Annotated in this window: 18 protein-coding genes; 15 read left to right on the forward strand and 3 right to left on the reverse strand. The window is 48.2% G+C overall.

Features of this window, described 5'->3' with window-relative positions; translation table 11 throughout:
- Positions 1 to 6: 6 nt before the first annotated feature.
- The 4 genes from uxuA to rpiB all read left to right on the forward strand — a co-directional run bounded on the left by uxuA (position 7) and on the right by rpiB (position 5776).
- Complete coding sequence (gene uxuA / locus L6466_RS08650; RefSeq protein WP_091815906.1) at positions 7 to 1260, forward strand: mannonate dehydratase; 1254 nt, start codon at positions 7 to 9, stop codon at positions 1258 to 1260.
- 374 nt (positions 1261 to 1634) lie between these two features.
- Positions 1635 to 3227 (forward strand): xylulokinase, encoded by a 1593-nt coding sequence (locus L6466_RS08655; RefSeq protein WP_237803180.1) that lies wholly within the window; start codon positions 1635 to 1637, stop codon positions 3225 to 3227.
- A 33-nt stretch (positions 3228 to 3260) separates the two neighbouring features.
- Entirely contained in the window at positions 3261 to 5273 is a 2013-nt protein-coding gene (locus L6466_RS08660) for a transketolase family protein (RefSeq protein ID WP_237803179.1), read from the forward strand.
- Between the two features lie 62 nt (positions 5274 to 5335).
- Positions 5336 to 5776 carry a ribose 5-phosphate isomerase B gene (gene rpiB, locus L6466_RS08665; RefSeq protein WP_237796122.1) on the forward strand — a complete coding sequence of 147 codons (441 nt, stop codon included), beginning with the start codon at positions 5336 to 5338 and terminating at the stop codon, positions 5774 to 5776.
- 93 nt (positions 5777 to 5869) lie between these two features.
- Here the strand turns inward: rpiB and thrS are convergent, their stop codons facing one another.
- Positions 5870 to 7816, reverse strand: coding sequence for a threonine--tRNA ligase (gene thrS, locus L6466_RS08670; protein WP_237803178.1), 1947 nt, complete (start codon positions 7814 to 7816; stop codon positions 5870 to 5872).
- 81 nt (positions 7817 to 7897) lie between these two features.
- Complete coding sequence (locus L6466_RS08675; protein ID WP_237796112.1) at positions 7898 to 9076, reverse strand: DUF3078 domain-containing protein; 1179 nt, start codon at positions 9074 to 9076, stop codon at positions 7898 to 7900.
- A gap of 80 nt (positions 9077 to 9156) precedes the next feature.
- Here L6466_RS08675 and yidC point away from each other — a divergent pair, with 80 nt between their 5' ends.
- Genes yidC through dpp5 form a run of 3 tightly spaced genes read left to right on the forward strand, consistent with a single transcriptional unit; the run spans position 9157 to position 14720 of the window.
- Positions 9157 to 11049, forward strand: coding sequence for a membrane protein insertase YidC (yidC, locus tag L6466_RS08680; RefSeq protein WP_237803177.1), 1893 nt, complete (start codon positions 9157 to 9159; stop codon positions 11047 to 11049).
- A 26-nt stretch (positions 11050 to 11075) separates the two neighbouring features.
- Positions 11076 to 12539: a DUF1846 domain-containing protein gene (locus L6466_RS08685; RefSeq protein ID WP_091815785.1), complete on the forward strand. Its 1464-nt coding sequence runs from the start codon at positions 11076 to 11078 to the stop codon at positions 12537 to 12539.
- Positions 12540 to 12548: 9 nt separating this feature from the next.
- Positions 12549 to 14720, forward strand: a complete 2172-nt coding sequence (gene dpp5, locus L6466_RS08690; RefSeq protein ID WP_237803175.1) for a dipeptidyl-peptidase Dpp5 — start codon at positions 12549 to 12551, stop codon at positions 14718 to 14720.
- A gap of 71 nt (positions 14721 to 14791) precedes the next feature.
- Here the strand turns inward: dpp5 and queC are convergent, their stop codons facing one another.
- Positions 14792 to 15451, reverse strand: a complete 660-nt coding sequence (gene queC / locus L6466_RS08695; RefSeq protein WP_237803173.1) for a 7-cyano-7-deazaguanine synthase QueC — start codon at positions 15449 to 15451, stop codon at positions 14792 to 14794.
- Between the two features lie 112 nt (positions 15452 to 15563).
- Between queC and L6466_RS08700 the strand changes: the two genes are divergently transcribed.
- The 8 genes from L6466_RS08700 (at position 15564) to L6466_RS08735 (ending at position 25202) form a co-directional block, all read left to right on the forward strand.
- Positions 15564 to 15752, forward strand: coding sequence for a Sec-independent protein translocase subunit TatA/TatB (locus L6466_RS08700; protein WP_091815779.1), 189 nt, complete (start codon positions 15564 to 15566; stop codon positions 15750 to 15752).
- Positions 15745 to 16491, forward strand: coding sequence for a twin-arginine translocase subunit TatC (gene tatC, locus L6466_RS08705; protein ID WP_237803172.1), 747 nt, complete (start codon positions 15745 to 15747; stop codon positions 16489 to 16491). Before L6466_RS08700 ends, tatC begins: the two co-directional genes overlap by 8 nt.
- 33 nt (positions 16492 to 16524) lie before the next feature.
- Positions 16525 to 17421 carry an esterase-like activity of phytase family protein gene (locus tag L6466_RS08710; protein WP_237803171.1) on the forward strand — a complete coding sequence of 299 codons (897 nt, stop codon included), beginning with the start codon at positions 16525 to 16527 and terminating at the stop codon, positions 17419 to 17421.
- A gap of 81 nt (positions 17422 to 17502) precedes the next feature.
- Complete coding sequence (locus tag L6466_RS08715) at positions 17503 to 18987, forward strand: 4Fe-4S binding protein (protein WP_237803170.1); 1485 nt, start codon at positions 17503 to 17505, stop codon at positions 18985 to 18987.
- A gap of 58 nt (positions 18988 to 19045) precedes the next feature.
- Positions 19046 to 20395, forward strand: a complete 1350-nt coding sequence (locus L6466_RS08720) for an aldo/keto reductase (protein WP_237803169.1) — start codon at positions 19046 to 19048, stop codon at positions 20393 to 20395.
- Entirely contained in the window at positions 20392 to 21120 is a 729-nt protein-coding gene (locus L6466_RS08725; protein ID WP_237803168.1) for a YjjG family noncanonical pyrimidine nucleotidase, read from the forward strand. Before L6466_RS08720 ends, L6466_RS08725 begins: the two co-directional genes overlap by 4 nt.
- Positions 21121 to 21130: 10 nt before the next feature.
- Positions 21131 to 22369: a phosphoserine phosphatase SerB gene (gene serB, locus L6466_RS08730; protein ID WP_237796067.1), complete on the forward strand. Its 1239-nt coding sequence runs from the start codon at positions 21131 to 21133 to the stop codon at positions 22367 to 22369.
- A 1-nt stretch (position 22370) separates the two neighbouring features.
- Positions 22371 to 25202, forward strand: a complete 2832-nt coding sequence (locus L6466_RS08735) for an outer membrane beta-barrel protein (RefSeq protein WP_237803167.1) — start codon at positions 22371 to 22373, stop codon at positions 25200 to 25202.
- The last annotated feature ends 52 nt before the right edge of the window (positions 25203 to 25254 follow it).

Genomic DNA, 25254 nt, shown 5'->3' on the forward strand with positions numbered 1-25254 from the left:
AAAGAAATGGAAAGAACTTGGAGATGGTTTGGCAAGAAAGACAAGATAACGCTTGCCCAACTGAGACAGATTGGCGTTGAGGGCATTGTCACCGCCCTGCACGATGTACCCCTTGGCCAAGTGTGGACACGTGAAAAAATTCGCGAACTGCGCGAGTATATTGAAAGCTATGGCATGCGCTGGAGCGTGGTAGAATCGCTCCCCGTGGTCGAAACTATCAAATATGGCGGACCTGACCGTGACCAACAGATTGAAGTATACAAAGAGAGCCTGCGCAATCTTGCCGCAGAAGGCATCAACTGCATCTGCTATAACTTCATGCCCGTTCTAGACTGGGCCCGTACAGACTTATTCCACGACAACCCCAACGGTGCCACCAACCTCTACTTCAACTATGCCGAGTTTGCCTATTTCGACATTTACATCCTGAAGCGCCCTGGTGCTCGCGAGGAATGGGAGAATTTCCAGTTTCCCGAAGGTTGGGGAGAAGGTCGCAGTGTCATAGCCGAATGCGACGAGCTTGCCAAGACCATGACACCCGAAAAAGACCACAAGTTGGTAGAGACTATCGTCATCAAAACACAGGGTTTTGTATCTGGTAATTTCAGCGAAAACGACGAAGCTCCAATCCAGAAATTCCGTGAATTCCTTGACTTATATAAAGGCATAGACAAGAAGCAGTTACGCGAAAACATGAAATACTTCCTTGAGGCCATCATGCCTGTCTGCGAGGAGTGCAATATCAACATGTGCGTACACCCTGACGATCCCCCAATTGAAATCCTCGGTTTACCGCGTATTGTACGTACCGAAGAGGACATTCGCTGGTTCTTAAATGCAGTACCCAACAAGCACAACGGTCTGACGTTCTGTGCAGGTTCACTGAGCGCCGGTGCTTACAACAATGTGGTTGAGCTGGCAAAGGAATTTGCTTCTCGCACCCATTTCGTTCATCTTCGCTCATGCCACATTTTCCCCAACGGAGATTTTACCGAAGCAAGTCACTTAGGCGGACGTGCCGATCTGATTGAGCTGTGCCGTATTTTCGAAAAAGAGAACCCTGCACTTCCTATGCGTGTTGACCACGGTATGACGTTCACTGACGAACCTGGTGGTATTATGGACGAAAGCAGTCACGGACACAATGCCGGCTACACCCTTCTGGGACGCATGTTTGCACTTGGTCAGGTTCAAGGCATCCTTGCAACGGTTGACCGGGAATTAGGTATCCCTTACAAGCAACCTGGTTTCTTCGACTAACCCCCTTCTAAGGTCTCATCCCCCTCTTATATCTGTCCCCCTATAAGGGGGACTTAGATATGAGGGGAGGCCTTATTTCCCCCACAGAAACAACACCTTATTCTGCAGCTTTTTAAAAACCACTGATTTAGAGATGCTAAACCATAGGTTTTGGACTCACAAACCATAGGTTTACGATGCGTAAACCATAGGGTTACGACCTCTAAGTCCCTACTTGACGATGTCAAAACCACTGATTTCCATATCAAGCACTCCTACCGACCATCATAGCGCCTAAAACCAAGCATCATTTTTCATTATTTATTTGAAATAATTTGGCTATTAGCAAAATTAGTGTTAACTTTGCAGTCAAAACTTCAAAACTTAGAAAAACAATGACCGCAAAACAAACCATTGAGGCTGGTAAAGCCATTTTGGGAATCGAATTCGGTTCCACACGCATCAAGGCCGTACTTATCGACCAAGACAACAACCCCATTGCTCAGGGCTCACACGAGTGGGAGAATCAACTCGTTGACGGACTGTGGACCTACTCTACCGAGGCTGTATGGTATGGGCTGCAGGACTGTTATGCCGAGCTACGCAAAGACGTGCAGAAGCAGTATGACTGTGAGCTTGAGACACTGGCTGCCATCGGCTTCTCAGCCATGATGCACGGCTACATGGCATTCAACAAAGACCAGCAGATTCTGGTGCCTTTCCGCACATGGCGTAACACGAATACAGGCAAAGCTGCTGCCAAGCTATCAGAACTGTTTAATTATAACATTCCCCTGCGCTGGAGCATCTCACACCTGTATCAGTGCATCCTTGACAATGAGAAGCACGTAAAAGACATCAAATACCTGACAACACTGGCAGGTTACGTGCACTGGCAGGTAACTGGCGAGTTTGTACTGGGTGTTGGTGATGCATCAGGTATGATTCCTGTTGACCCCGCCACAAAGACCTACGATGCCGAGATGGTGAAGAAATTCGATGAGCTGATTGCACCCAAAGGCTTCAGCTGGAAATTACTCGACATTCTGCCAAAGAGTCTGAATGCTGGCGAAAACGCTGGTTTCCTGACTCCCGAAGGTGCCAAGAAACTGGACGTAAGTGGTCATCTGAAGCCTGGATGTCCGGTATGTCCTCCAGAAGGTGATGCCGGCACAGGCATGGTTGCCACCAATGCTGTAAAGCAGCGCACAGGTAACGTGAGCGCAGGAACCTCTTCTTTTTCTATGATTGTATTGGAGAAGCCGCTTTCAAAGCCCTACGAGATGATTGACATGGTGACAACACCTGACGGAAGTCTGGTAGCTATGGTACACTGCAACAACTGTACTTCAGACATCAATGCCTGGGTAGGTCTGTTTAAGGAGTATCAGCAGCTGATGGGCTTGAAGGTAGATATGAACGAGCTGTTTGGCAAACTGTTTAACAAGGCATTGGAGGGTGATGCTGACTGCGGTGGTCTGATGGCATACAATTACGTCAGCGGTGAACCCGTAACAGGTCTCAGCGAGGGTCGTCCCATGTTTGTGCGCTCAGCTAATGACAAGTTCAACTTGGCCAACTTCATGCGTGCCCATCTCTACGGTGCCATCGGTGTATTGAAGATTGGAAACGATATTCTGTTCAAGGACGAGATGATTCGTGTGGATCGTATCACCGGTCACGGTGGTTACTTCAAGACCGCAGGTGTAGGTCAGCGCATGCTGGCTGCAGCCCTGAACAGTCCTATCAGTGTGATGGAGACTGCTGGCGAAGGTGGTGCGTGGGGTATCGCCCTGCTGGCTGGCTACGTGGTGAACAACCCCAATAAATTGTCACTGGCCGATTACCTGGAGACAGTGGTATTCGCAGGCAATACAGGTGTGAGCATCGCCCCCACCCCAGAAGATGTCGCAGGATTCGAGAAATACATCGAGAACTACAAGCAGTGTCTCCCCATTGAGCAGGCTGCCGTAGATAATAAGAAATAAGTATATATAATATAAACAGTAGTTAAACAAATTATGAACGACAACAAAGTTATGAACAAAGCAGCGGATAATATCCGTATCCTCGCTGCTTCGATGGTTGAAAAAGCCAAGTCGGGACACCCCGGCGGTGCTATGGGTGGTGCTGACTTCATCAACACTCTGTATAGTGAGTTCCTGGTTTACGACCCCGAGAACCCCGCATGGGAGGGTCGTGACCGTTTCTTCCTTGACCCCGGTCATATGGCTCCAATGCTCTACAGCCAGTTGGCTCTGATAGGCAAGTTCACATTGGAGGATCTGAAAAACCTGCGCCAGTGGGGCTCAGTAACTCCCGGTCACCCCGAGCGCGAGATTGAGCGCGGCATCGAGAACACCTCTGGTCCTCTCGGACAGGGTCACTGTTTCGCTGTTGGTGCTGCTATCGCCGCTAAGTTCCTGAAGGCTCGTCTGGGCAACGTCATGAATCAGACCATCTATGCATACATCTCTGACGGTGGTGTGCAGGAGGAGATTTCACAGGGTGCTGGTCGTATCGCCGGTAACCTGGGTCTGGACAACCTCATCATGTTCTACGACGCTAACGATATCCAGCTCTCTACAAAGACAGAGGTTGTGACCTGCGAGGACACAGCTAAGAAGTACGAGGCATGGGGCTGGTATGTACAGAAGATTGACGGTAACGATGTTGACCAGATTCGTGAGGCTATCAAGAAGGCTCAGGCCGAGAAGGAGCGTCCAAGTCTGATTATCGGTCACTGCGTTATGGGTAAGGGTGCCCGTAAGGCCGACAACACATCATATGAGAGCAACTGCGCTACTCACGGTGCACCGCTCGGTGGTGACGCTTACATCAACACGATGAAGAACCTGGGTGCTGATCCTGAGAATCCATTCCAGATCTTCCCCGAGGTTAAGGAGATGTATGCTAAGCGTGCTGAGGAGCTGAAGAAAATTGTGGCTGAGCGCTACGCTGAGAAGGCTGAGTGGGCTAAGGCTAACCCCGAGAAGGCTAAGCAGCTGGAGAAGTGGTTCAGCGGTAAGGCTCCAAAGATCGACTGGAGCAAGGTTGAGCAGAAGCCCGGTTGCGCTACACGTAACGCATCGGCTACCGTTCTCGGTCAGTTGGCTGAGCAGGTGCCCAACATGATTTGTGCATCAGCCGACCTTTCAAACTCTGATAATACAAACGGCTTCCTCAAGAAGACTAAGGATATGGTTCGTGGCGACTTTAGCGGTGCATTCTTCGAGGCTGGTGTAGCTGAGCTCACCATGGCTTGCTGCTGTATCGGTATGGCTCTGCACGGTGGTGTTATCCCTGCTTGCGGTACTTTCTTCGTATTCTCAGACTACATGAAGCCTGCCGTTCGTATGGCTGCCCTGATGGAACTGCCCGTGAAGTTCATCTGGACTCACGATGCCTTCCGTGTTGGTGAGGATGGACCTACCCACGAGCCTGTTGAGCAGGAAGCACAGATCCGATTGATGGAGAAGCTGAAGAACCACCACGGCAAGAACTCTGTATTGGTAGTTCGTCCTGCCGATGCTGAGGAGACAACCGTTTGCTGGCGCATGGCTATGGAGAATGTGGATACACCTACAGCACTTATCTTCTCTCGTCAGAACATCGAGATGCTGCCCGAGGGCAACGACTACAACCAGGCTACTAAGGGTGCTTACGTTGTAGCTGGATCAGACGAGAAGTTCGACGTTATCCTGCTTGCTTCCGGTTCTGAGGTTTCTACCTTGGAGGCTGGTGCTAAGCTGCTCCGCGAGGATGGCATTAAGGTGCGCATCGTAAGCGTTCCTTCTGAGGGTCTGTTCCGCAGCCAGAGCAAGGAGTATCAGCAGAGCATCCTGCCTGCTGGCGTTAAGAAATTCGGTCTCACAGCAGGTCTGCCAGTAAACCTCGAGGGTCTGGTAGGTGCCGACGGTACAGTATGGGGTCTGGAGAGCTTTGGTTTCTCTGCTCCTTACAAGGTGCTCGACGAGAAGCTCGGCTTCACCGGAGAGAATGTTTACAAGCAGGTTAAAGCCCTGCTGGGTTAATTTATAATAATCTAATCATCAGGCACGGACTTCCGGTCCGTGCCTTTTAAAATCTTACGACTATGGAAGTAAAAACAGTTGGAGTTGCTTGCGACCACGCAGGCTTCGCTTTGAAACAGTTTGTACTCCAGTATCTGGAGGAGAAAGGCTATCCCGTGAAAGACTATGGCACATGGAGCGATGCCAGTGTAGATTATCCTGACTACGGTCATGCTTTGGCAAAGGGCATCGAAAGTGGTGAGGTTTACCCTGGTATTGCCATTTGTGGCAGTGGTGAGGGTATTTCTATGACACTGAATAAGCACCAGCAGGTACGCGCAGGTCTTTGCTGGATACCAGAGATTGCACACCTTATCCGTCAGCATAACGATGCCAACGTATTGGTAATGCCAGGTCGTTTTATCGACAACAACATGGCACGCAAGATTATGGATGAATTCTTCACCGCAAGTTTCGAAGGTGGTCGCCACCAAAAGCGCGTGGACAAAATTGCAATCCAGTAAGCAGATTGCGATTCAGTGAGAAGAATAAATGCTAAATTAAAGAGGTCACCTCATCATGAAGTGACCTCTTTTTATTATATTAGAATTCTGAGATTAGAAATTCTTTGTCTGCTCAGCAACCTCAGCATTAATCTTGTCGATGAACTGCTGGATAGTCATGGTAGCCTGCTCGCCACCACCCTGCTGACGCATAGAGACAAGTCCCTCTGCAGCTTCCTTCTCACCAACAATAACCATGTAAGGAATACGTTTCAACTCATTATCGCGAATCTTACGACCCAACTTCTCGTTACGAAGATCGATAGAACCGCGAACACCCTGCTGGTTGAACTGCTCGAGCACTTTCTTTGCATAGTCGTTGTACTTCTCTGACAGAGGCAGAACAATCACCTGATCAGGAGTAAGCCACAAGGGGAAGTGACCACTTGTATGCTCAATCAGCACAGCTGTAAAACGCTCCATTGATCCGAAGGGAGCACGGTGAATCATTACAGGTGTCTTCTTCTGATTATCCTCGTCGGTATATTCCAACTGGAAGCGCTTTGGCAGGTTGTAGTCCACCTGAATGGTACCCAACTGCCAACGACGACCAATGGCATCCTTAATCATAAAGTCAAGCTTAGGACCATAGAAAGCAGCCTCGCCATATTCTACCTTAGCAGGCAGTCCCTTTTCCTCACAAGCCTCCTGGATAGCCTTCTCAGCCAGTGCCCAGTCTTCATCACTACCCACATACTTCTCGTGATTGTTGGGATCGCGCAGAGAAATCTGTGCCTCAAAATTGAAGCCGAAAGCAGAAAGCACCACATTAATGATATCCATCACGTTGAGGAATTCCTGCTTCACCTGGTCAGGACGGCAGAACAGGTGGGCGTCGTCCTGAGTGAAAGAACGTACACGAGTCAAGCCATGAAGCTCACCACTCTGCTCATAACGATATACAGTACCAAACTCAGCAATACGCAGAGGCAGATCCTTATATGAACGGGGTTTCCATGCAAAAATTTCGCAGTGGTGAGGACAGTTCATTGGCTTCAACAGATACTCCTCACCCTCCTCAGGTGTCTGGATGGGCTGGAAGGAATCCTTACCATAGTGATCCCAGTGACCAGAGGTAACGTAGAGGTTCTTCGAACCAATGTGTGGAGTAATAACTTCCTGATAACCATAACGTTTCTGAACCTTACGCAAGTGGTCCTGCAAGCGCAAACGCATATCTGTGCCTTTGGGCAACCAGATAGGCAGACCCTTACCAACCTTGTCAGAGAACATAAAGAGTTCCATCTCCTTACCAATCTTACGATGGTCGCGTTTCTTAGCCTCCTCCAACATAACAAGATACTCGTCGAGCATCTTCTTCTTGGGGAAAGAGATACCATAGAGACGCTGCATCTGCTCACGGTTGGCATCGCCACGCCAGAAAGCACCGGCAACAGAGGTCAGCTTGATAGCCTTAATCTCGCCTGTATCCATCAAATGGGGACCACGGCAAAGGTCGGTGAAAGCACCCTGTGTATAGGTGGTGATAGTACCATCCTCGAGGTCCTGCTCGATATGTTCGCACTTATAGGTCTGACCATTAGCAGCAAACTCCTTCAGAGCATCAGCCTTAGCAACTTCCTTGCGAACCACAGGCTCCTTCTTTGAGGCCAGTTCACGCATTTTGCTCTCGATGGTAGCAAAATCGCTCTCCTTGATGCTCTCACCATTAGGCAGCAGCACATCGTAGAAGAAGCCACTCTCTACAGCAGGACCGAAACCGAACTGAATGCCAGGATACAATTCCTGGAGTGCTTCAGCCAGCAAGTGGGCAGAGGTGTGCCAGAAAGTATGCTTACCCTGCTCATCGTCCCACTTATAGAGCTCAATCTGTGCGTCCTCATTGATAGGACGGTTTAGCTCCACCGTTTCGCCATTCACACCGCAAGCCAAAACGCTGCGAGCCAGAGCAGGCGAAATGCTCTCGGCAATTTGAAGTCCCGTTACGCCCTGCTCATACGAGCGAACAGATCCGTCGGGAAAAGTAATTTTGATTTCCATATCTACAATATATGTTTAAGTTTAAGCGGGTGCAAAGGTAGTATTTATTTTGAATAATACAAAGAAAATCAAGAATAACCTTTAGAAATTATAAGAGAATCCCAGTGAAGAGTACTCTTTGAACTGCCAATAGCCCAGATTTTCGTCACGATTGTTGGCATCGTCGAAACGAGGGAAGAGAAACAGGTTGGCCGAGATATACTTCGATACACGCAGGGTAAACGTATTCTCCCACTCCACTTCTGAACGGTGATAACTGGAGAATCCATAGATGCGCGTCTTCCAAGAAAGCACATCATTGACCTGCCAAGTGAGCGACGCCGTTATTTGCGAACCGAAGTCAGTCAACGAATGACTATGGTCCGGCGTCTTAACACCAAAACTCGCGGCCAAATCGGCACGGTCAACATAACGATAGTTCACAGCGAGAGGCGACATATTGATAGTACCCGTAAGCTTATTGGCAAGAGCCTGTACCTTATAGTCCATACCAAGACCGACGCTCAGGTTAAAAGGCGACATAAAGTCAGAGAACACCTTTGTATTGTTTGACTTCAAACCATGATAAAACTGCGTGTAGGCCAACATCTGTAAAGTATAGTACCAACGATTGGCAGCCTGCAATCCTACCTTTCCCGTATAACGAATCAAGTCCTCATTGGTCTTGAACTTATGAACAGTGTCTGAAGGTGATGTCTGGAAACCCAACTTCATCTCCAGTTTATTATCCCACTTCCATTTTGACTTATTGTCATAATTAGCCTCAAGTGTCACAGAACCTACTGCAGCCTGATTACTCTCACCGCCTTTATACCAGTTGTCCGACACATAATTCTGCATGAATTGCAAATTCGCATCACCTTTGTACTTCCAGAAATTTGGTTTTTCTATAACAACCTCAACAGGAGCAGCTTCAGGAGTCTCTGGCATTGGTGCTGCCTGTTCCACCATCTCTACCTCCTGCATTACGGGTGTCTCGATGATATCCTGACGCAAGGAACCAGCCTCTTCCTGTTCAGATTCGGTAACTTTCACCAATTCCGGGCGTTTCAGATAAACGTGCATAAGCGCCTGATCTATAGCCTGACTCACCTCATCAGAGTCATTAGAAATAATATTAAATTGACTACTTGCTACGTTGTGATAAAACGTCAGCGGAGCGAAAAGACGATAATAAAGCCCAGTGTTTTTCAACTGAGGCTCTGCCGCCGAAAGACCCATTGAACTGACAGCAGCAATAAATAATGCTAATTTTCTCATAACCGAGTGCAAAGTTATGATTTTTTTTCGTAACTTTGCACCTTGTTTGTAAAAAAGTAACAAAAAGTAAGATAATTAATATGAACAGAAACACTTTGATTGGTTTCAGTCTCATTGCAGTGGTACTCATTGCATTCAGTTACATGAGTTCTCCCTCGCAAGCAGAGATTGATGCTTACAACCATGAGCAGGACAGTATTGCTGCTGTCAAGATGGCTCAGGAGCAACAACAGATTGTACAGGATACGTTAAAGGGACAGAAGGCTGTAGCTGCCATTGACTCAGCTGCCCTTTTCTTCCCTTCAATGAGTGACTCACTGGCTGGCGTCAACAGTCTCGTTACATTGAAGAACGACTCACTGGAATTGACGTTCAACACACAGGGTGGTACCATTGCCAGCGCACGTATCCTGGGCCATAAGGACACCTTGAACAATATGGGCGTTCAACTCTTCACCGAGAATGGACAACACATGGACTTCATCATCAAGGGTCTGAAGCAGTATATTAACACCCGCGACCTTTATTTCACGCCAACCCAAGAAGCTGACGGTTCACTCACAATGACAGCTCAGGCTCAGGGCAACGGACAATTGATTTTCAAATACCGACTGGGTCCTGACTATATGCTGCATTTTTCCATGCAGGCCGTAGGACTGGGTGACCAGCTCGACCCCACCAACAAAGAAGTGGTTATTCTATGGCAGGACTCTTGTCGCCAGCAGGAGCGCGGTTTCACATTCGAGAACCAGCGTTCGGCTTTGACATATAAGTTTCACAATGGCGGTACCGACTACCTGAGCGAGACATCAGAAAAGAAAGAGACTACCGAAGAACCTATTGACTGGGTGGCATTCAAGAACCAGTATTTCTCAGCTGTACTCATATCAAGAGATGCATTCAACACTGGTGCAGAACTAGCCAGCACACCTCTGGATAAGAGCACACGCATCCTAAAGAACTATGACGCACGCCTCACCACGAAGTTCGATCCCACAGGTCTGCAGGCATCAGAATTTGAAATGTACCTTGGTCCTAACGACTTCCGTCTGATTCAGGATGTAGAGGCCCAGAGTGAGTTTGGCAAGGATCTTGAGCTGGAGCGTTTGGTCTACCTGGGATGGCCTCTATTCCGCTTCATCAACCGTTGGTTCACACTGTATGTCTTCGACTGGCTCACGAAGTTGGGTCTGCCAATGGGTATTGTTTTGATTCTCATCACAATGCTGCTGAAGCTCATAACCTACCCCATGGTGAAGAAGAGTTATATGTCAAGCGCAAAGATGCGCGTTCTGAAACCCAAACTCGAAGAAGCAACCAAGCAGTACAACAAGCCCGAGGATCAGATGCAAAAGCAGCAGGCCATGATGCAACTCTATGCAAAATACGGAGTATCTCCTCTGGGTGGCTGTCTGCCAATGCTGATTCAGATGCCTATCTGGATTGCGATGTTCAACTTCGTACCTAACGCCATACAGTTGCGTCGTGAGTCGTTCTTGTGGATGGAAGACTTGTCAACATACGACCCCATCCCCTTCATCGGACAGTGGGATACGCATATATGGGGTATCGGTGACCATCTCTCGCTGACCTGTATTCTGTTCTGTGTGAGCAACATCCTCTATTCATATATGACCATGCGCCAGCAACGCGACCAGATGGTAGGACAGCAGGCCGAGCAGATGAAGATGATGCAGTACATGATGTACGTCATGCCTGTGATGTTCTTCTTCATGTTCAATGACTACGGCTCAGGTCTGAACTTCTATTACTTCATCTCCCTGTTTTTCTCTGCAGCTATCATGTGGACACTCCGCAAAACAACTGACGACGAGAAGCTGCTGGCTATCCTTGAGGCTAAATACAAAGAGAACCAGAACAACCCCAAGAAGGCAAGTGGCTTGGCTGCCCGTCTGGAGGAGATGCAGAAGCGCGCTGCCGAGATGCAGAAGCAACAGCAGAACAGAAAGTGACAAGTGAATATAAAGGGAGAGAAAAAATGAAAATAGGTTTCGACAACGAGAAATATCTCAAAATCCAGTCAGAGCACATCAAAGAGCGAATTGCCAAATTTAATGGTAAGCTATACCTCGAGTTGGGTGGAAAACTCTTCGATGACCACCATGCATCACGCGTATTGCCAGGCTTCAAGCCAGACTCAAAACTACGTATGTTTGCACAGTTACGTGACCAGCTGGAAATCGTCATCGTAGTAAGTGCCGAAGACATCGAGAAAAATAAGGTACGTGCAGACTTGGGCATTACCTATGATGAAGACGTGCTGCGTCTGCGCGAGGAATTCATGAATCGCGACTTTATGGTAGGATCTGTCGTCATCACTCATTATAACGGTCAGAATGCAGCAGATCAGTTCCGTCATCGACTGGAGCGCATGGGCATCAAGTCGTATGTACACTACCTTATCGATGGTTATCCCCATAACGTGGAACTCATTGCCAGCGACGAAGGCTTTGGTAAGAACGACTACGTTGAGACATCTCGAGAGCTCGTCATCGTCACAGCTCCAGGTCCAGGTTCTGGCAAGATGGCAGTATGTCTCAGTCAGCTCTACAATGAGAATAAGCGCGGTGTACAGGCTGGTTATGCCAAGTTTGAGACTTTCCCCGTATGGAGTCTGCCCCTGAAGCATCCTGTAAACATCGCCTATGAAGCAGCTACCGCCGACCTCAACGATGTGAACATGATCGACCCCTTCCATCTGGAAGCCTACGACAAGATTGCCATCAACTATAATCGCGACATTGAAATATTCCCTGTGCTTAACGCACTGTTTGAGGGCATCTATGGTGAGAACCCCTACAAGAGTCCTACAGATATGGGCGTCAACATGGTGGGCTTCTGCATTAGCGATGACGAGGTATGCTGCCAGGCCAGTCGCGACGAGATTATCCGTCGATACTACGATGCGACCAACAAAATGGCGGAGGGTATTGACAACGAGAAGGAAATCAACAAGATTCTGATGCTTTTCAATCAGGCAAAGATTACCACCGCTTATCGTCGTGTCACCGTAGCTGCTCAAGCCAAACAAGAACTCACTGGTCAGACCTCTGCCGCAATGGAATTGGAAGATGGCACCATCATCACAGCGAAGTCATCACCCCTGCTGGGTTGCTCTGCTGCTCTGCTGCTCAATGCCACCAAACACCTTGCAGGCATCAGCCATGAGGCAAAACTGATTCCACAGAGTCTCATTGAACCTGTTCAGAAAACTAAGATAGAATACTTAGGAGGTAAGAATCCCCGTCTGCATACTGATGAGGTGCTGGTAGCCCTGAGCGTATTGTCAAAGGACGATGAGCAGTGCCGCAAAGCATTGGAACAGTTGCCCCGTCTGCGCGGCTGCCAGGTACATTCTACCGTAATGCTCTCAGAAGTAGATCGTAAGATATTCAAGAAACTGGGGTGCGGCCTGACCTGCGATCCCGTGAAGAAGAAATAAATGACGCTTATGAATAAATTATTAGCAATTGGTGCCGCAGCTCTGCTACTCACGGCTTGCGGCTCACAGAAAGACAATAACGAAGTGAACATCCAAAAACAAACCATACAGTTGGAGAATGACCAGATGACGCCAGAGGCACTCTGGGCTATGAGTCGTATCGGTGGTTATCAGGCTTCACCTGACGGACAGCATATCGTTTTCCAGATGGGCTACTATAGTGTAGAAGAAAACAAAAGTCACCAGGTGCTTTGGATGATGAATGCTGATGGATCAGAACAGAAGCAACTTACTGAAGATGCCGACAATGAAACGGATGCGCAATGGCTCGACAACGAGACCGTAGCCTTCATCAAGGGTGGCGAAGTGTGGAAGATGAGTCTTAACGGCTCAGCCCGCAAACAGCTTTCAGAGACAGAAGGTCAGGTTGAGGGTTTCCAGTTCTCTCCCGACCGTTCAAAGGTCATCATTCTGAAGAGCATCCCCTTCAACGAGGTAATCAAGGAAAAACCTGCCGACTTGCCAAAGACTACAGGCCGTGTGGTAACAGACCTGATGTATCGTCACTGGGACCACTACGTGGAGAGTATCCAGCACCCCTTCGTATTCACAGTAAACGATGATTTTTCTGTTGCCAGCGAAGGTACAGACATCCTTGAGGGCGAGCCTTTCGAATGTCCAATGGAACCCTTTGGCGGTATGGAACAACTGGCTTGGAGCACCGACTCTAAACAGATTGCGTACACCTGCAGGAAGAAGACTGGTCTGCAGTATTCTATCTCTACTGACTCAGACATTTTCCTTTATGATGTAGAAAAGAAAGAGACCAAGAATCTCTGTAAGCCTGCCGACTATGTAGAGCCTGCCATCGAACCTACCAAAACCATGCTTAATCAGGCAGTCAACGCCCCTGAGAATCTGAAAAACTTGCCTGGCTACGACCAGAATCCTAAGTTCTCACCTGACGGCCGCTATCTGGCTTGGACATCTATGGCACGAGACGGCTATGAGGCCGACCGTATGCGTCTGTGCTGCTACGACCTGAAAACAGGTGAGAAGACATTCCTTACGGAGTCGTTTGATTCAAACGTGGACGATTACTGTTGGGCACCTGACGCGCGTACCATATATTATATAGGTGTATGGCACGCCACAGAGAATCTCTACAGCACTAACCTTCAGGGCGAGGTAAAACAGATGACAAACTATCAGGCTGATTTCGGTTCACTGCAGATGCTGAACGACAAGCAGATTCTGGCAGAGAAACATTCTTACACAGAACCCGCCGATCTCTATGTGGTGACACCAAACGATACTGATAATGGCGTAGCTATTACTCAGATTACCGAGGTCAACAAAGAAATCCTTGACCAGCTTGGAAAACCTTCTGTAGAACAGTACTGGGTGAAGACCACCGATGGTAAGGAAATGCTCACATGGGTTATTCTGCCTCCTCATTTCGACAAGACAAAGAAATACCCCACCCTACTATTCTGTGAAGGTGGTCCACAGAGTCCTGTATCTCAGTTCTGGAGCTACCGCTGGAACTTCTTCATCATGGCTTCTCAGGGTTATGTAGTCGTTGCTCCCAACCGCCGCGGTCTGCCTGGCTTCGGACAGGAATGGCTTGAGGAGATAAGTGGCGACTGGACTGGTCAGTGCATGAATGACTATCTGTCGGCTATAGACTTTGCATGCGACAGTCTGTCTTATGTTGACCGTGACAAACTTGGTGCCGTTGGTGCATCATTCGGCGGCTTCTCCGTTTACTATCTGGCTGGTCACCATGACAAACGTTTCAAGTGCTTCATTGCACACGATGGTGCTTTCAACCTCGAAGCCATGTACACCGAGACCGAGGAAAACTGGTTCTCGAACTGGGAGTACGACGATGCGCCTTGGAATCGCGACATGACAGCTCGTGCCAAGAAGACCTACGAGAACTCACCCCACCGCTTTGTGGACAAATGGGATACACCTATCCTCTGCATCCACGGCGAGAAGGACTACCGCATCAATGCAACTCAGGGCATGAGTGCATTCAATGCAGCCCGCATGCGTGGTATCGAAGCTGAGTTACTGATTTTCCCAGACGAGAACCACTGGGTATTGAAGCCACAGAACGGTATTCTTTGGCAGCGCACCTACTTTGAGTGGTTGGATCGCTGGTTGAAGAAGTAAGAAGAAACACACATATGATACAAAAATAAATGGGAGTAATTGATTGCTCCCATTTATTTTTTTATTTCATTTTATTCGTATTCCGTTGGATCAGGAATACCGGCATCGGCCAATGCCTCTTTGCGTTCTACACACGTGCCGCATTTGCCACAGTGTTTTTCACCACCTTTGTAGCACGACCACGTCTCGGCATAGTTGATACCCAATTCCTTTCCACGAGCAGCAATCTGTCCCTTGGTGATATTCGTATAGGGTGAAACAAGATGCACACCATTATAAGTGCCAGCATGGGCTGCAGCATCGAAAGCCGCAACGAAATCAGGGCGGCAGTCAGGATAAATCGTATGGTCGCCACCATGATTTGCCATCATCACATACTGCAGTTCGCGACTCTCTGCCATACCCACGGCAATGCTCAGCATGATGCCATTACGGAAAGGCACCACCGTAGATTTCATGTTCTCGTCAGCATAATGTCCCTCAGGGATAGCCTCCGAACCTTGCAGTAACGAGCTTTCGAAATACTTACCCATAAAATCCAGAGGAATCACGATATGTTCTATACCCAGCCGTTCACAGTGCAGACGGGCAAAAGGAATCTCCTTGGCGTTATGATTTGACCCATAGTCGAACGAAATAGCCAATGCGATGCGCTCCTTGTAATCATACAGCAACGTGACACTATCCATGCCACCGCTTAATATCAAAATTGTATCCTTTTTTGTTTCCATGCGTACAAAGTTATATTAGTAGGCCGCAAAGGTACAAAATTTTTGTGACAATCTTATCAAATCTCATTTTTTTTACCTAAATTTGCATCCGATATTAAAAACCCTACAGATTATGATTGGACTTAACACATTACTCTTCCTTGGATTGGGCGCACAGGAGTTGCTGCTCATTGCCCTCATCGTGCTACTTCTTTTCGGTGGAGCCAAGATTCCCGAACTGATGCGCGGCCTAGGCAAGGGCGTTAAGAGTTTCAAGGAAGGCATGAAGGAAGTTAACGACGAGGTCAAAAAGGATGAATAATAGCGAACCGGTAACCTTCTGGCAGCACCTTGATGTGCTCCGATGGGTCATCCTGCGTTCGCTGGTTGTCACCACTATCTTCGGCATTGCCGCCTTCTGTATGAAGGACTGGCTCTTTGCCGTTGTACTGGCTCCACGTACTAGCGAGTTCATCACCTTTCAGTGGCTGGGCGTAGAGCCATTCAGTATTCACCTGATGAACACGGGACTCACAGAGCAATTTATGACCCACATGCGTGTGGCCATCTATGCAGGTTTGCTCTGTGCCGCCCCATACGACATCTTCGAACTATTCCGTTTTGTTTCTCCCGGGCTTTACCAAAACGAACGTCGTGCTGTTTTCTGGGTAGTCACCACGGGCTATCTGATGTTTATTCTTGGCACCTTGCTCAACTATTTTCTGATTTTTCCCCTCACCGTGCGTTTTCTGGGGACCTATCAGGTCAGTGCAGAGGTAGAGAATATGCTCACACTTCAGTCTTATACAGACACACTTGTCTCTATGAGCCTAATCATGGGCATAATTTTTGAACTCCCCATTGTATGTGCAATCCTTGGCCGTCTGCATCTTATCAGCTCCAGCCTCATGAGTCGTTATCGACGTCATGCCATCGTGGCAATCCTCGTCATTGCCGCCATCATCACCCCTACTACTGACATTTTCACCCTTCTGGTCGTCTCCCTGCCAATCTGGTTGCTCTATGAGTTCAGTATCCTTGTAGTGAAACTGATTCGATAAAGTCCACACCTTTACATTCTCTTTACAACAAAGATGAAGAAGACTATTGTATTGCTCTACTTGATGGTATTGTGGACTTCAGTCATAATAGCCCAGAAACCACAAAGATTTCATCAAGAGTTGCCTGCAGGAAACTACAGTGGGATAACGGCTTTGGGGAATAACAGATATGCCGTGGTGAGCGACAAGTCGGAAACAGAGGGATTCTTTATTCTGCATATTGAGACAGACAGCGTCAAAGGGTGCATCACATCACTAGAGAACGAGGGATTTCAATCCAGCGGTTTGCCAAACAGAGATGTAGAGGGAATCTGCTATCGCCCCACAACAAATACTGTTTTCATATCTGGAGAGAAGGATAATGAGGTATATGAATATACTTTGGATGGAAAACGAACCGGACAACGCCTGGAGATGCCAGACATCTTCAAGAAGACAGGACACAACTACGGATTGGAATCGCTGACCTACGACAGGAAACGGCATTTATTCTATACTACCTGTGAAAGGCTCCTGGAAGGTGACTCCCTGCTTCGTATCCAATCCTTCAGTGATAACCTGAAACCAGGGTTCTGCTACTATTATAAACCTGATGAACCAATCAGTAAGAAGCATTTCTATGGAGTTTCGGAACTCTGCGCATTAGAAGACGGACGATTATTGGTTTTAGAGCGTCAGATTCGTGTGCCAAAACTAAAACTGGGCGCATCCACCATTATCCGTATCTACGAGACTACGCCAACGGATAAGCCCATATTAGAAAAGAGATTAGTCAAAGAGTTTCGCACCCGACTAAGTCTCACCAGTCGTAAGTTTGCGAATTACGAAGGACTCTGTGAGATACAGGGAAACCGTCTGCTACTGATTGCTGATTCACAGAACAGATTCAAAGGTTTTCTGCGCGACTGGTTTCTGATAATTGGATTTTAAAATACTCATGCCTGAAAATACGCAATTTATTTGGTGTTTTCCTTGCTTATTCGTATCTTTGTAGCCACAAATACTATTACTATGCTTCGAAAAATCAGAATTACACTGGGCAGTGTGATGTTCATAGGACTGTCACTGCTGTTCCTGGACTTTACGGGAACACTACACCAATGGCTTAGCTGGATGGCCAAAGTGCAGGCTTTAGAGGCCGTATTGGCACTGAATGTGGCTGTCATCGCGGGGCTCGCTGTACTCACGTTTCTATTTGGACGTATCTATTGCTCCATCATCTGTCCACTGGGGGTAATGCAGGATGTTTTCGGATGGTTGGGTAAAAAATCCAAGAAAAACAGGTACACCTTTTCTAAAGAATACAAGTGGCTGAGATATGGTCTGCTCGCTATATTCATCGCAGGTTGTCTGGCAGGTGTCGGCACTATCATTGAGCTGTTGGCTCCTTACTCTGCCTTTGGCCGCATCTGTACCATGCTGCTGCAGCCTTTGTGGATGTTGGGTAATAATGCACTGGCATCAATTGCAGAGCATTACGAGAGTTATGCATTCTATGGCGTAGACGTATGGATGAAGTCACTCCCCGTATTCTTCATCGCCCTGCTCACGCTGATTATCATTGCTATCTTAGCCTGGCGAAACGGTCGTACATACTGTAACACCATTTGTCCTGTAGGCACGGTACTGTCGTTTATCTCACGTTTCTCACTGCTGAAGATTCATTTCAACGAGGATAAATGCAAGAACTGTTCGTTGTGTACCAAGAACTGTAAGGCGGCCTGCATAGATTCCAAGAATCACAAGGTCGATTATAGTCGTTGCGTAGTATGTGGGGACTGCATCAAGAGTTGCAAGTTTGGAGCACTGAGCTACTCTAGAAAAACTAGTGGGACCAGTAAAACTGGTACGACTAGTGATGCTAGCGTCGATGCCAACAAACGTTCTTTCTTGATTGCCACAGCCCTTGTATCTACAGCAGCCTTAGCACAAGAAAAGAAACACGTTGATGGAGGACTGGCAGATATCATCGAGAAGAAAGCGCCTGAAAGAAAGACACCAATAGTACCACCAGGTGCCCGTTCGCTGAAGCACATGACACAACACTGCACGGGCTGCCAGCTGTGCGTATCAAAATGTCCCAACGACGTTTTGCGTCCCAGCATGGATATCACAAATCTGATGCAGCCCGTAATGTCATTCGAGAAAGGCTATTGCCGTCCGGAATGTACACGTTGTTCAGAGGTTTGTCCTGCCGGTGCCATCAAACTGATAGACAAGGAAGAGAAGTCAGGTATTCAGATAGGTCATGCTGTGGTCTATCCCGACTTCTGTCTTTCGGCTTTGGGTGAAAACGAGTGTGGCAACTGTGCCCGTCATTGTCCAGTAGGTGCCATTGAGATGGTGCCCAGCGATCCTGAAGACGATCTGTCACCATCTGTTCCCGCAGTCAACGAGAATGCCTGCATAGGTTGCGGTGCCTGTGAGCACCTATGTCCTGTGCGCCCACTATCGGCCATTCACGTAGAAGGTCATGAGGTTCACAAGATGGTTTAAGGTTTAAGATTTAAGGTTTAATTATGCATTAAGCATTATGAATTAAGCATTAGAAGACATGGATAGAAGAGATTTCTTAAAATATATGGGACTTGGCTCAGCTGCTGCTATTGCAGCTTGTGCAGGAAAGAAGAGTGACAACGGCAATGACATTGGCGAGCCACCTGTGGGACAAATGACATACAGGACCAACCCCAAGAACAACGACAAGGTATCCTTATTAGGCTACGGCATGATGCGACTGCCACAACTACCTGATTCTGAAGAGTTTGATCAGGATATGATCAACCAACAGACAGACTACGCCCTGGAGCATGGTGTGAACTACTTCGACACATCGCCCGTGTACTGTCGCGGTCTTTCTGAGCGCTGCACCGGTATCGCTCTGAGTCGTCACAAACGCGAGGAATATCTCGTAGCCACGAAGTTATCAAACTTTGGTGATGCTTCACGCGAAGGATCGATGCAGATGTACCAGAACTCGTTCAAGGAACTGCAGGTTGAGTATATTGACTACTATCTGCTGCACGCCATCGGAGGCAGTATGGAGGAGTTCAACAAACGCTATGTAGACAACGGCATGATGGACTTCCTCATGCAGGAGCGCGAGGCTGGAAGGATTCGGAACCTGGGCTTCTCATTCCACGGTCAGAAAGAAGTGTTTGATGAGGTATTGGCTATGACAGACCAGTATCACTGGGACTTCGTACAGATTGAGCTGAACTATCTGGACTGGAACTATGCCAACGAGATTAACAGCTTTAATGTGGATGCTTCCTATCTCTATGCAGAACTGGAGAAGCGTCATATTCCAGCTGTCATCATGGAACCTCTTCTCGGAGGCCGCCTGGTCAAGGACCTGCCACAATATGCAATCAACGAACTGAAACAGCGCGACCCGCAGAAATCGATCGCATCATGGGCCTTCCGCTATGCAGGTACCCCAGAGGGTGTTCTCACCGTACTGAGTGGTATGACTTTCATGGAGCATCTGAAAGATAACCTTCTCTCCTACTGTCCGTTGGAGCCTCTGACGGAAGAGGAGCAACGATTCCTGGACACAGAGATTGCTCAACAGATGATGGAGATGGGTACAATCCCCTGCAACAACTGCCAATACTGCATGCCCTGTCCCTATGGTATCGATATCCCAGGTATCTTCGTACATTATAATAAATGGTTGGTGGAAAAGACGTTGCCTAAGGACAAAGGTGACGAGAACTACCGCAAGAACCGTCGTAACTACCTCATCAGTCTGGACCGTGCCATCCCCAAGGACCGTCAGCCCGACCACTGCATCATGTGCAACCACTGCATTGAGGTGAAAACCTGTCCTCAGAAAATACGTATTCCTCAGGAACTGAAAAAGATTGCTGACCTGATGGAACAACTGAAAAGAGACGAATGAAACAGTACACAGACATATTTTTAGATTTCGACGATACACTTTATGACACCCACGGCAATGCCGTGATAGCACTCGCTGAGACGTATGAGGACTTTCATTTGGACCGCTATTTCAACGATCCACAGGTGTTTTACGAAGACTATTGGAAGACCAACATCGACCTGTGGGGACGCTACTCCAAGGGTGAGATAACACGCGATTATCTTATCGTTGAGCGTTTCCGTCACCCACTTTGTGTGAGTGAAGAATTACGAGTGAAAAATGAGCAGTCAGCCTCTGCCTTCGAAGACTATTGTCTCAAGATAAGCGATGTATTCCTTGACTACTGCTCATCAAAGCCTGGCGTCATTGATGGTGCCCACGAACTGATGGATTATCTCCGCGACAAAGGCTATAGGCTACACATGTGCAGCAACGGTTTTCATGAGGTACAATACAAGAAGCTGAAGGCCTGCGGATTAAGCAACCACTTCGACACCATCATCCTGAGCGAAGATGCAGGTGTCAACAAGCCCTCACCCCTATTCTTTGAATATGCCCTGAAAGAATCGGGAGCCAACAAAGCATCGACGATTATGATTGGCGACAATTTCCAAACAGATATTCTGGGGGCCAAGAATGCCGGACTAGATACTATTTTCTTTAACCACTGGCCAGAATATCCTGCAACAGAGCCTGTAACTTATGAAGTAAAAGCATTAAAAGATATTATGAACATCCTATAAGATTAAACATATGGAACAGAAGAAAGAAGAACAAATACTTGTGCGCATCACTGGTCAGGATCGTCCTGGACTGACCGCATCGGTGATGGGCATACTTGCAAAATACGACGCACAGATTCTAGATATCGGTCAGGCCGATATCCACGCCACCCTGTCACTGGGCATCCTTATTCGCATGGAAGAAGAGCACTCGGGACAGGTGATGAAAGAACTGTTGTTCAAGGCTACCGAACTGGGCGTAAACATCGGCTTTGCCCCTATCACCGATGAAGAATACGAGGACTGGGTGGGCCATCAAGGCAAGAACCGCTATATCCTCATGGTGATGGGACGCCAGTTGGAAGCCAAGCAGATTGAAGCTGCCACACGCGTCATTGCCGATCAAGGTCTGAATATTGACTCCATCATCCGTTTAACTGGTCGTAAGAGTATCAAGAACCCAGCTAAGCACACCCGTGCCTGCATCGAATTCTCACTGCGCGGCGAACCCGCCAACCGTCACGAGATGCAGTCCAAGTTCCTCAAACTGTCGGCCGAGATGGAGATTGACTTCTCCTTCCAGCGTGATGATATGTTCCGCCGTATGCGTCGCCTTATCTGTTTCGATATGGACTCCACCCTTATCCAGACCGAGTGTATCGACGAGTTGGCCGAGCGCGCTGGCGTTGGTGCACAGGTGCGTGCCATTACCGAGAGCGCTATGCGTGGCGAGATTGATTTCAAGGAAAGTTTTACGCGTCGTGTAAAATTGCTCAAGGGTCTCGATGTCAGTGTGATGCAAGATATTGCCGAACATCTGCCCATCACCGAGGGCGTTGACCGTCTAATGACCATCCTCAAGCGCTGCGGCTATAAGATAGCCATTCTCAGTGGTGGATTCACCTATTTCGGCGAACACCTGCAGCGCAAATACGGTATTGACTATGTCTATGCCAACGAGTTGGAGGTCGACGAGAACGGCAAGCTCACTGGCAACTACGTAGGTGAGATTGTTGACGGTCATCGCAAAGCCGAGCTCCTAAAGCTCATTGCACAGGTAGAGAAAGTCAATCTGGCGCAAACCATTGCCGTGGGCGATGGTGCCAACGACCTGCCTATGATATCCGAAGCCGGACTGGGCATCGCCTTCCACGCTAAACCGCGTGTGGTGGCCAACGCCAAGCAGAGCATCAATACCATCGGACTCGATGGCGTGCTTTATTTCCTTGGTTTTAAAGACTCCTATCTCGGTGATCAAGGCAAACTATAATATGAAGACAATACTAGTTGGAATAGCAGTTTGGCTATCGGCATTAGCTTGCTATGCACAAGCCGACACCACTCAGGTTAGGAAAAAGAAAGAGCGCACCATTGAACTATCGGGCGAAGTCTATGACTCGTTCACCAAGGCCAAGGTGAAAGCACTCATCACATTGATGCGTTCAGACTCTACGTTTGTGGACTCTATGACCTGTTGGACATGGAGCACTTCTTCTTATTACCAGTTTAAGGTACCTGCTAAGAATGCCGACTATATCATCAAAGCCTCTGCCGAAGGATATAATGATACCACAATGAACTATAAGTTGCGCCATATTGCACGCAACTCATGGTTTGAACTGCCTCGCATCCTCATGAAGAAGAAGCAGCGCAGCGACGATGATATCTATAAGGAAATCGGACTCGGAGGAGTCGTCGTAACAGGTACCAAGGTAAAACTGGCCTATCGTGGTGACACGCTGGTGTATAATGCCTCCGCCTTTAACCTGCCAGAAGGTTCTATGCTCGACGGACTGATTCGTCAGATGCCCGGTGCCGAACTCAAGGACAACGGAGACATCTATATCAACGGCAAGAAAGTGGACTATCTCACGCTGAACGGTAAGGACTTCTTTAAGGGACAGAACAAGGTAATGCTCGACAACCTGCCCTACTACACCGTGAAGGAACTGAAAGTCTTTGACAAGAGTACCAAACAGAGTGAACTCATTGGCCATGATGTCGAGAAGAAAGACTACGTGATGGATGTGCAGCTGAAGCGCGAATACAATCGTGGTCTGATGGGTAATATTGAAGGCGGGTACGGTACCGACAAACGTTACATGGGACGCCTGTTCGGCCTCTACTATGATGACCACTCACGTGTAAGCGTCTTTGCTAATGCCAACAACGTGAATGAAACCCACAGGCCTGGAGCTGAAGGCGAATGGACACCCAGTAATACGCCGCAGGGACTAAGGTCTATGAAACAGACGGGCCTGCATATTGAGACCGAAGATGCTGACAAAAACTGGGAGACCAACCTCGATGCCGTCTTCGCATGGGATGATGCCGATAATATGAGCCGTACTTCCAGCGAGCGCTTTGCCACAGGCGGAAATATCCTTGGAGGCTCTGAGTCATGGAGCCGCCAGAAAGATTTCCGTTTTCAGGCCTTTGACTACTTCCAAATAAAGAAGCCTGTCACATTGTGGGGTACACTCAATGTCACCTATACCAATGGGCATCGCACTAACGGCAGTCAGGACTCCACCTACCGCGAGAGCCTCATCAACCAATCCTTCAACGACGGATTGACACGTTACCGCACGCTGAACCTAAGTGGTACAATCGGCTTACATCATAAATTCGCCTGGGGCGATTATCTGATGGGCGGACTGACTGGCAGCTATACGCGCCAGAAACCAAGCGACAGCTGGACGATGAACCGCACACTCTTCACACAGACAAGTGATACGGACCTGCGCCATAACTATGCCGACACACATAGTGACAATTATAGCTATGAGGCAGAATTCGGCTATTATCTCCAGCTACTCAACAGGTGGTTTATTGGCGCCAATGCCAGTTATACGCAGTCGTTAGACAATAGCAATAACCTGCGTTATCGCCTGGACCGCTTGGCGGAGGACAAACTACAGACGGAATGGCTACCTTCCACGCATGAAGAACTGAAGAGTGTGATAGACCTTAACAACTGCGACGAGCAACAACTGCTTACTCGTACCGCCAGTACCACATTAGAGGTCATGCACTCCAGCGACAATGAGTATTTCTCATTCTCACTCCCCATCAAGAATCCACACGAGCGACTTTATTATAACGACTTTGCCGGGCTCGACACCATTGCTCGTCGCAGTTACGTGGAAATAGCGCCTAGCATCAGCTGGTCGCGCTGGGGCAAGAAGAATGGTCTGAACAGCTTAGGCTATAGCATGAACATGAGCAGACCATCCTTGGCAGACCTGATGCCCGTCGATGATACAACCAACCCACTGGTCACCACCATCAACAACCCTGACCTGAAACCTACGCTGACACATAACGTGAATATCGGTTTTCAGTTCAACAATGACTCCATCCGCCGTTTCATCCGTGTGTGGAGTAATGCCTCGCTGACTCAGCACTCTATTGGTACACGCACCATCTACGATACCGCGACAGGTGTCTATACCTATATGCAGGACAATATCAACGGCAACTGGAACTGGAACCTCGGCACGAGCTATGAGCAACCACTCGACAGTGCCAAACGAATCACCCTGCAACAGCGTTTCAGCGTCGATTATCTCCATTCTGTAGATTTCGATGTGGTCTATGAATCCTATAAGCCCTTTGAGGAATATGACTTCCTGAAGAGCACCGTACACAACTGGACGCTCAACGAACACCTGGGTGTAGAATACCAAAAGGACAAGCTCACCATTGGTATCAGCGGCGAGATAGACTGGCGCCGTTCAACCAGCCATCGTGCCAACTTCGAGAATATCTCGGCCTTCGACTATAACTACGGTGGACTGCTGCGCTACACCATTCCCTGGGTAGAACTGAACATCGCTACCGACATCCGCATGTATAGTCGCAGGGGCTATCAGAGTGAGATGATGAACACCGACGACTTGGTGTGGAATGCCGAACTGGCACGCTCACTGTTCAACGAGAAACTCACATTGAAGTTCACGGCCTTCGACCTGCTGCACCAGCTTTCCAACAAGCAATACAGCGTCAATGCACAGGGTCGCACAGAGACTTGGAACAACTGCATTCCCCGCTATCTGATGCTTTCCGTTGCCTATAAGTTCAATAAACAACCAAAGAAATAAAAAAAATAAGAGGTGAGACGTTTCAATCTCACCTCTTATTTTTTATGATAGC

The sequence above is a fragment of the Prevotella communis genome (assembly GCF_022024175.1).
Lineage (GTDB): Bacteria > Bacteroidota > Bacteroidia > Bacteroidales > Bacteroidaceae > Prevotella > Prevotella communis.

Excerpts from the sequence above, each read along its gene's own strand:
- thrS (WP_237803178.1), bottom strand. The coding sequence starts at position 7,816 with ATGGAAATCAAAATTACTTTTCCCGACGGATCTGTTCGCTCGTATGAG.
- dpp5 (WP_237803175.1), top strand. The coding sequence starts at position 12,549 with ATGAATAAATTATTAGCAATTGGTGCCGCAGCTCTGCTACTCACGGCT.
- L6466_RS08675 (WP_237796112.1), bottom strand. The coding sequence starts at position 9,076 with ATGAGAAAATTAGCATTATTTATTGCTGCTGTCAGTTCAATGGGTCTT.
- L6466_RS08725 (WP_237803168.1), top strand. The coding sequence starts at position 20,392 with ATGAAACAGTACACAGACATATTTTTAGATTTCGACGATACACTTTAT.
- L6466_RS08715 (WP_237803170.1), top strand. The coding sequence starts at position 17,503 with ATGCTTCGAAAAATCAGAATTACACTGGGCAGTGTGATGTTCATAGGA.
- queC (WP_237803173.1), bottom strand. The coding sequence starts at position 15,451 with ATGGAAACAAAAAAGGATACAATTTTGATATTAAGCGGTGGCATGGAT.
- tatC (WP_237803172.1), top strand. The coding sequence starts at position 15,745 with ATGAATAATAGCGAACCGGTAACCTTCTGGCAGCACCTTGATGTGCTC.
- L6466_RS08655 (WP_237803180.1), top strand. The coding sequence starts at position 1,635 with ATGACCGCAAAACAAACCATTGAGGCTGGTAAAGCCATTTTGGGAATC.
- rpiB (WP_237796122.1), top strand. The coding sequence starts at position 5,336 with ATGGAAGTAAAAACAGTTGGAGTTGCTTGCGACCACGCAGGCTTCGCT.
- L6466_RS08710 (WP_237803171.1), top strand. The coding sequence starts at position 16,525 with ATGAAGAAGACTATTGTATTGCTCTACTTGATGGTATTGTGGACTTCA.
- serB (WP_237796067.1), top strand. The coding sequence starts at position 21,131 with ATGGAACAGAAGAAAGAAGAACAAATACTTGTGCGCATCACTGGTCAG.
- L6466_RS08700 (WP_091815779.1), top strand. The coding sequence starts at position 15,564 with ATGATTGGACTTAACACATTACTCTTCCTTGGATTGGGCGCACAGGAG.
- yidC (WP_237803177.1), top strand. The coding sequence starts at position 9,157 with ATGAACAGAAACACTTTGATTGGTTTCAGTCTCATTGCAGTGGTACTC.
- L6466_RS08735 (WP_237803167.1), top strand. The coding sequence starts at position 22,371 with ATGAAGACAATACTAGTTGGAATAGCAGTTTGGCTATCGGCATTAGCT.
- uxuA (WP_091815906.1), top strand. The coding sequence starts at position 7 with ATGGAAAGAACTTGGAGATGGTTTGGCAAGAAAGACAAGATAACGCTT.
- L6466_RS08660 (WP_237803179.1), top strand. The coding sequence starts at position 3,261 with ATGAACGACAACAAAGTTATGAACAAAGCAGCGGATAATATCCGTATC.
- L6466_RS08720 (WP_237803169.1), top strand. The coding sequence starts at position 19,046 with ATGGATAGAAGAGATTTCTTAAAATATATGGGACTTGGCTCAGCTGCT.
- L6466_RS08685 (WP_091815785.1), top strand. The coding sequence starts at position 11,076 with ATGAAAATAGGTTTCGACAACGAGAAATATCTCAAAATCCAGTCAGAG.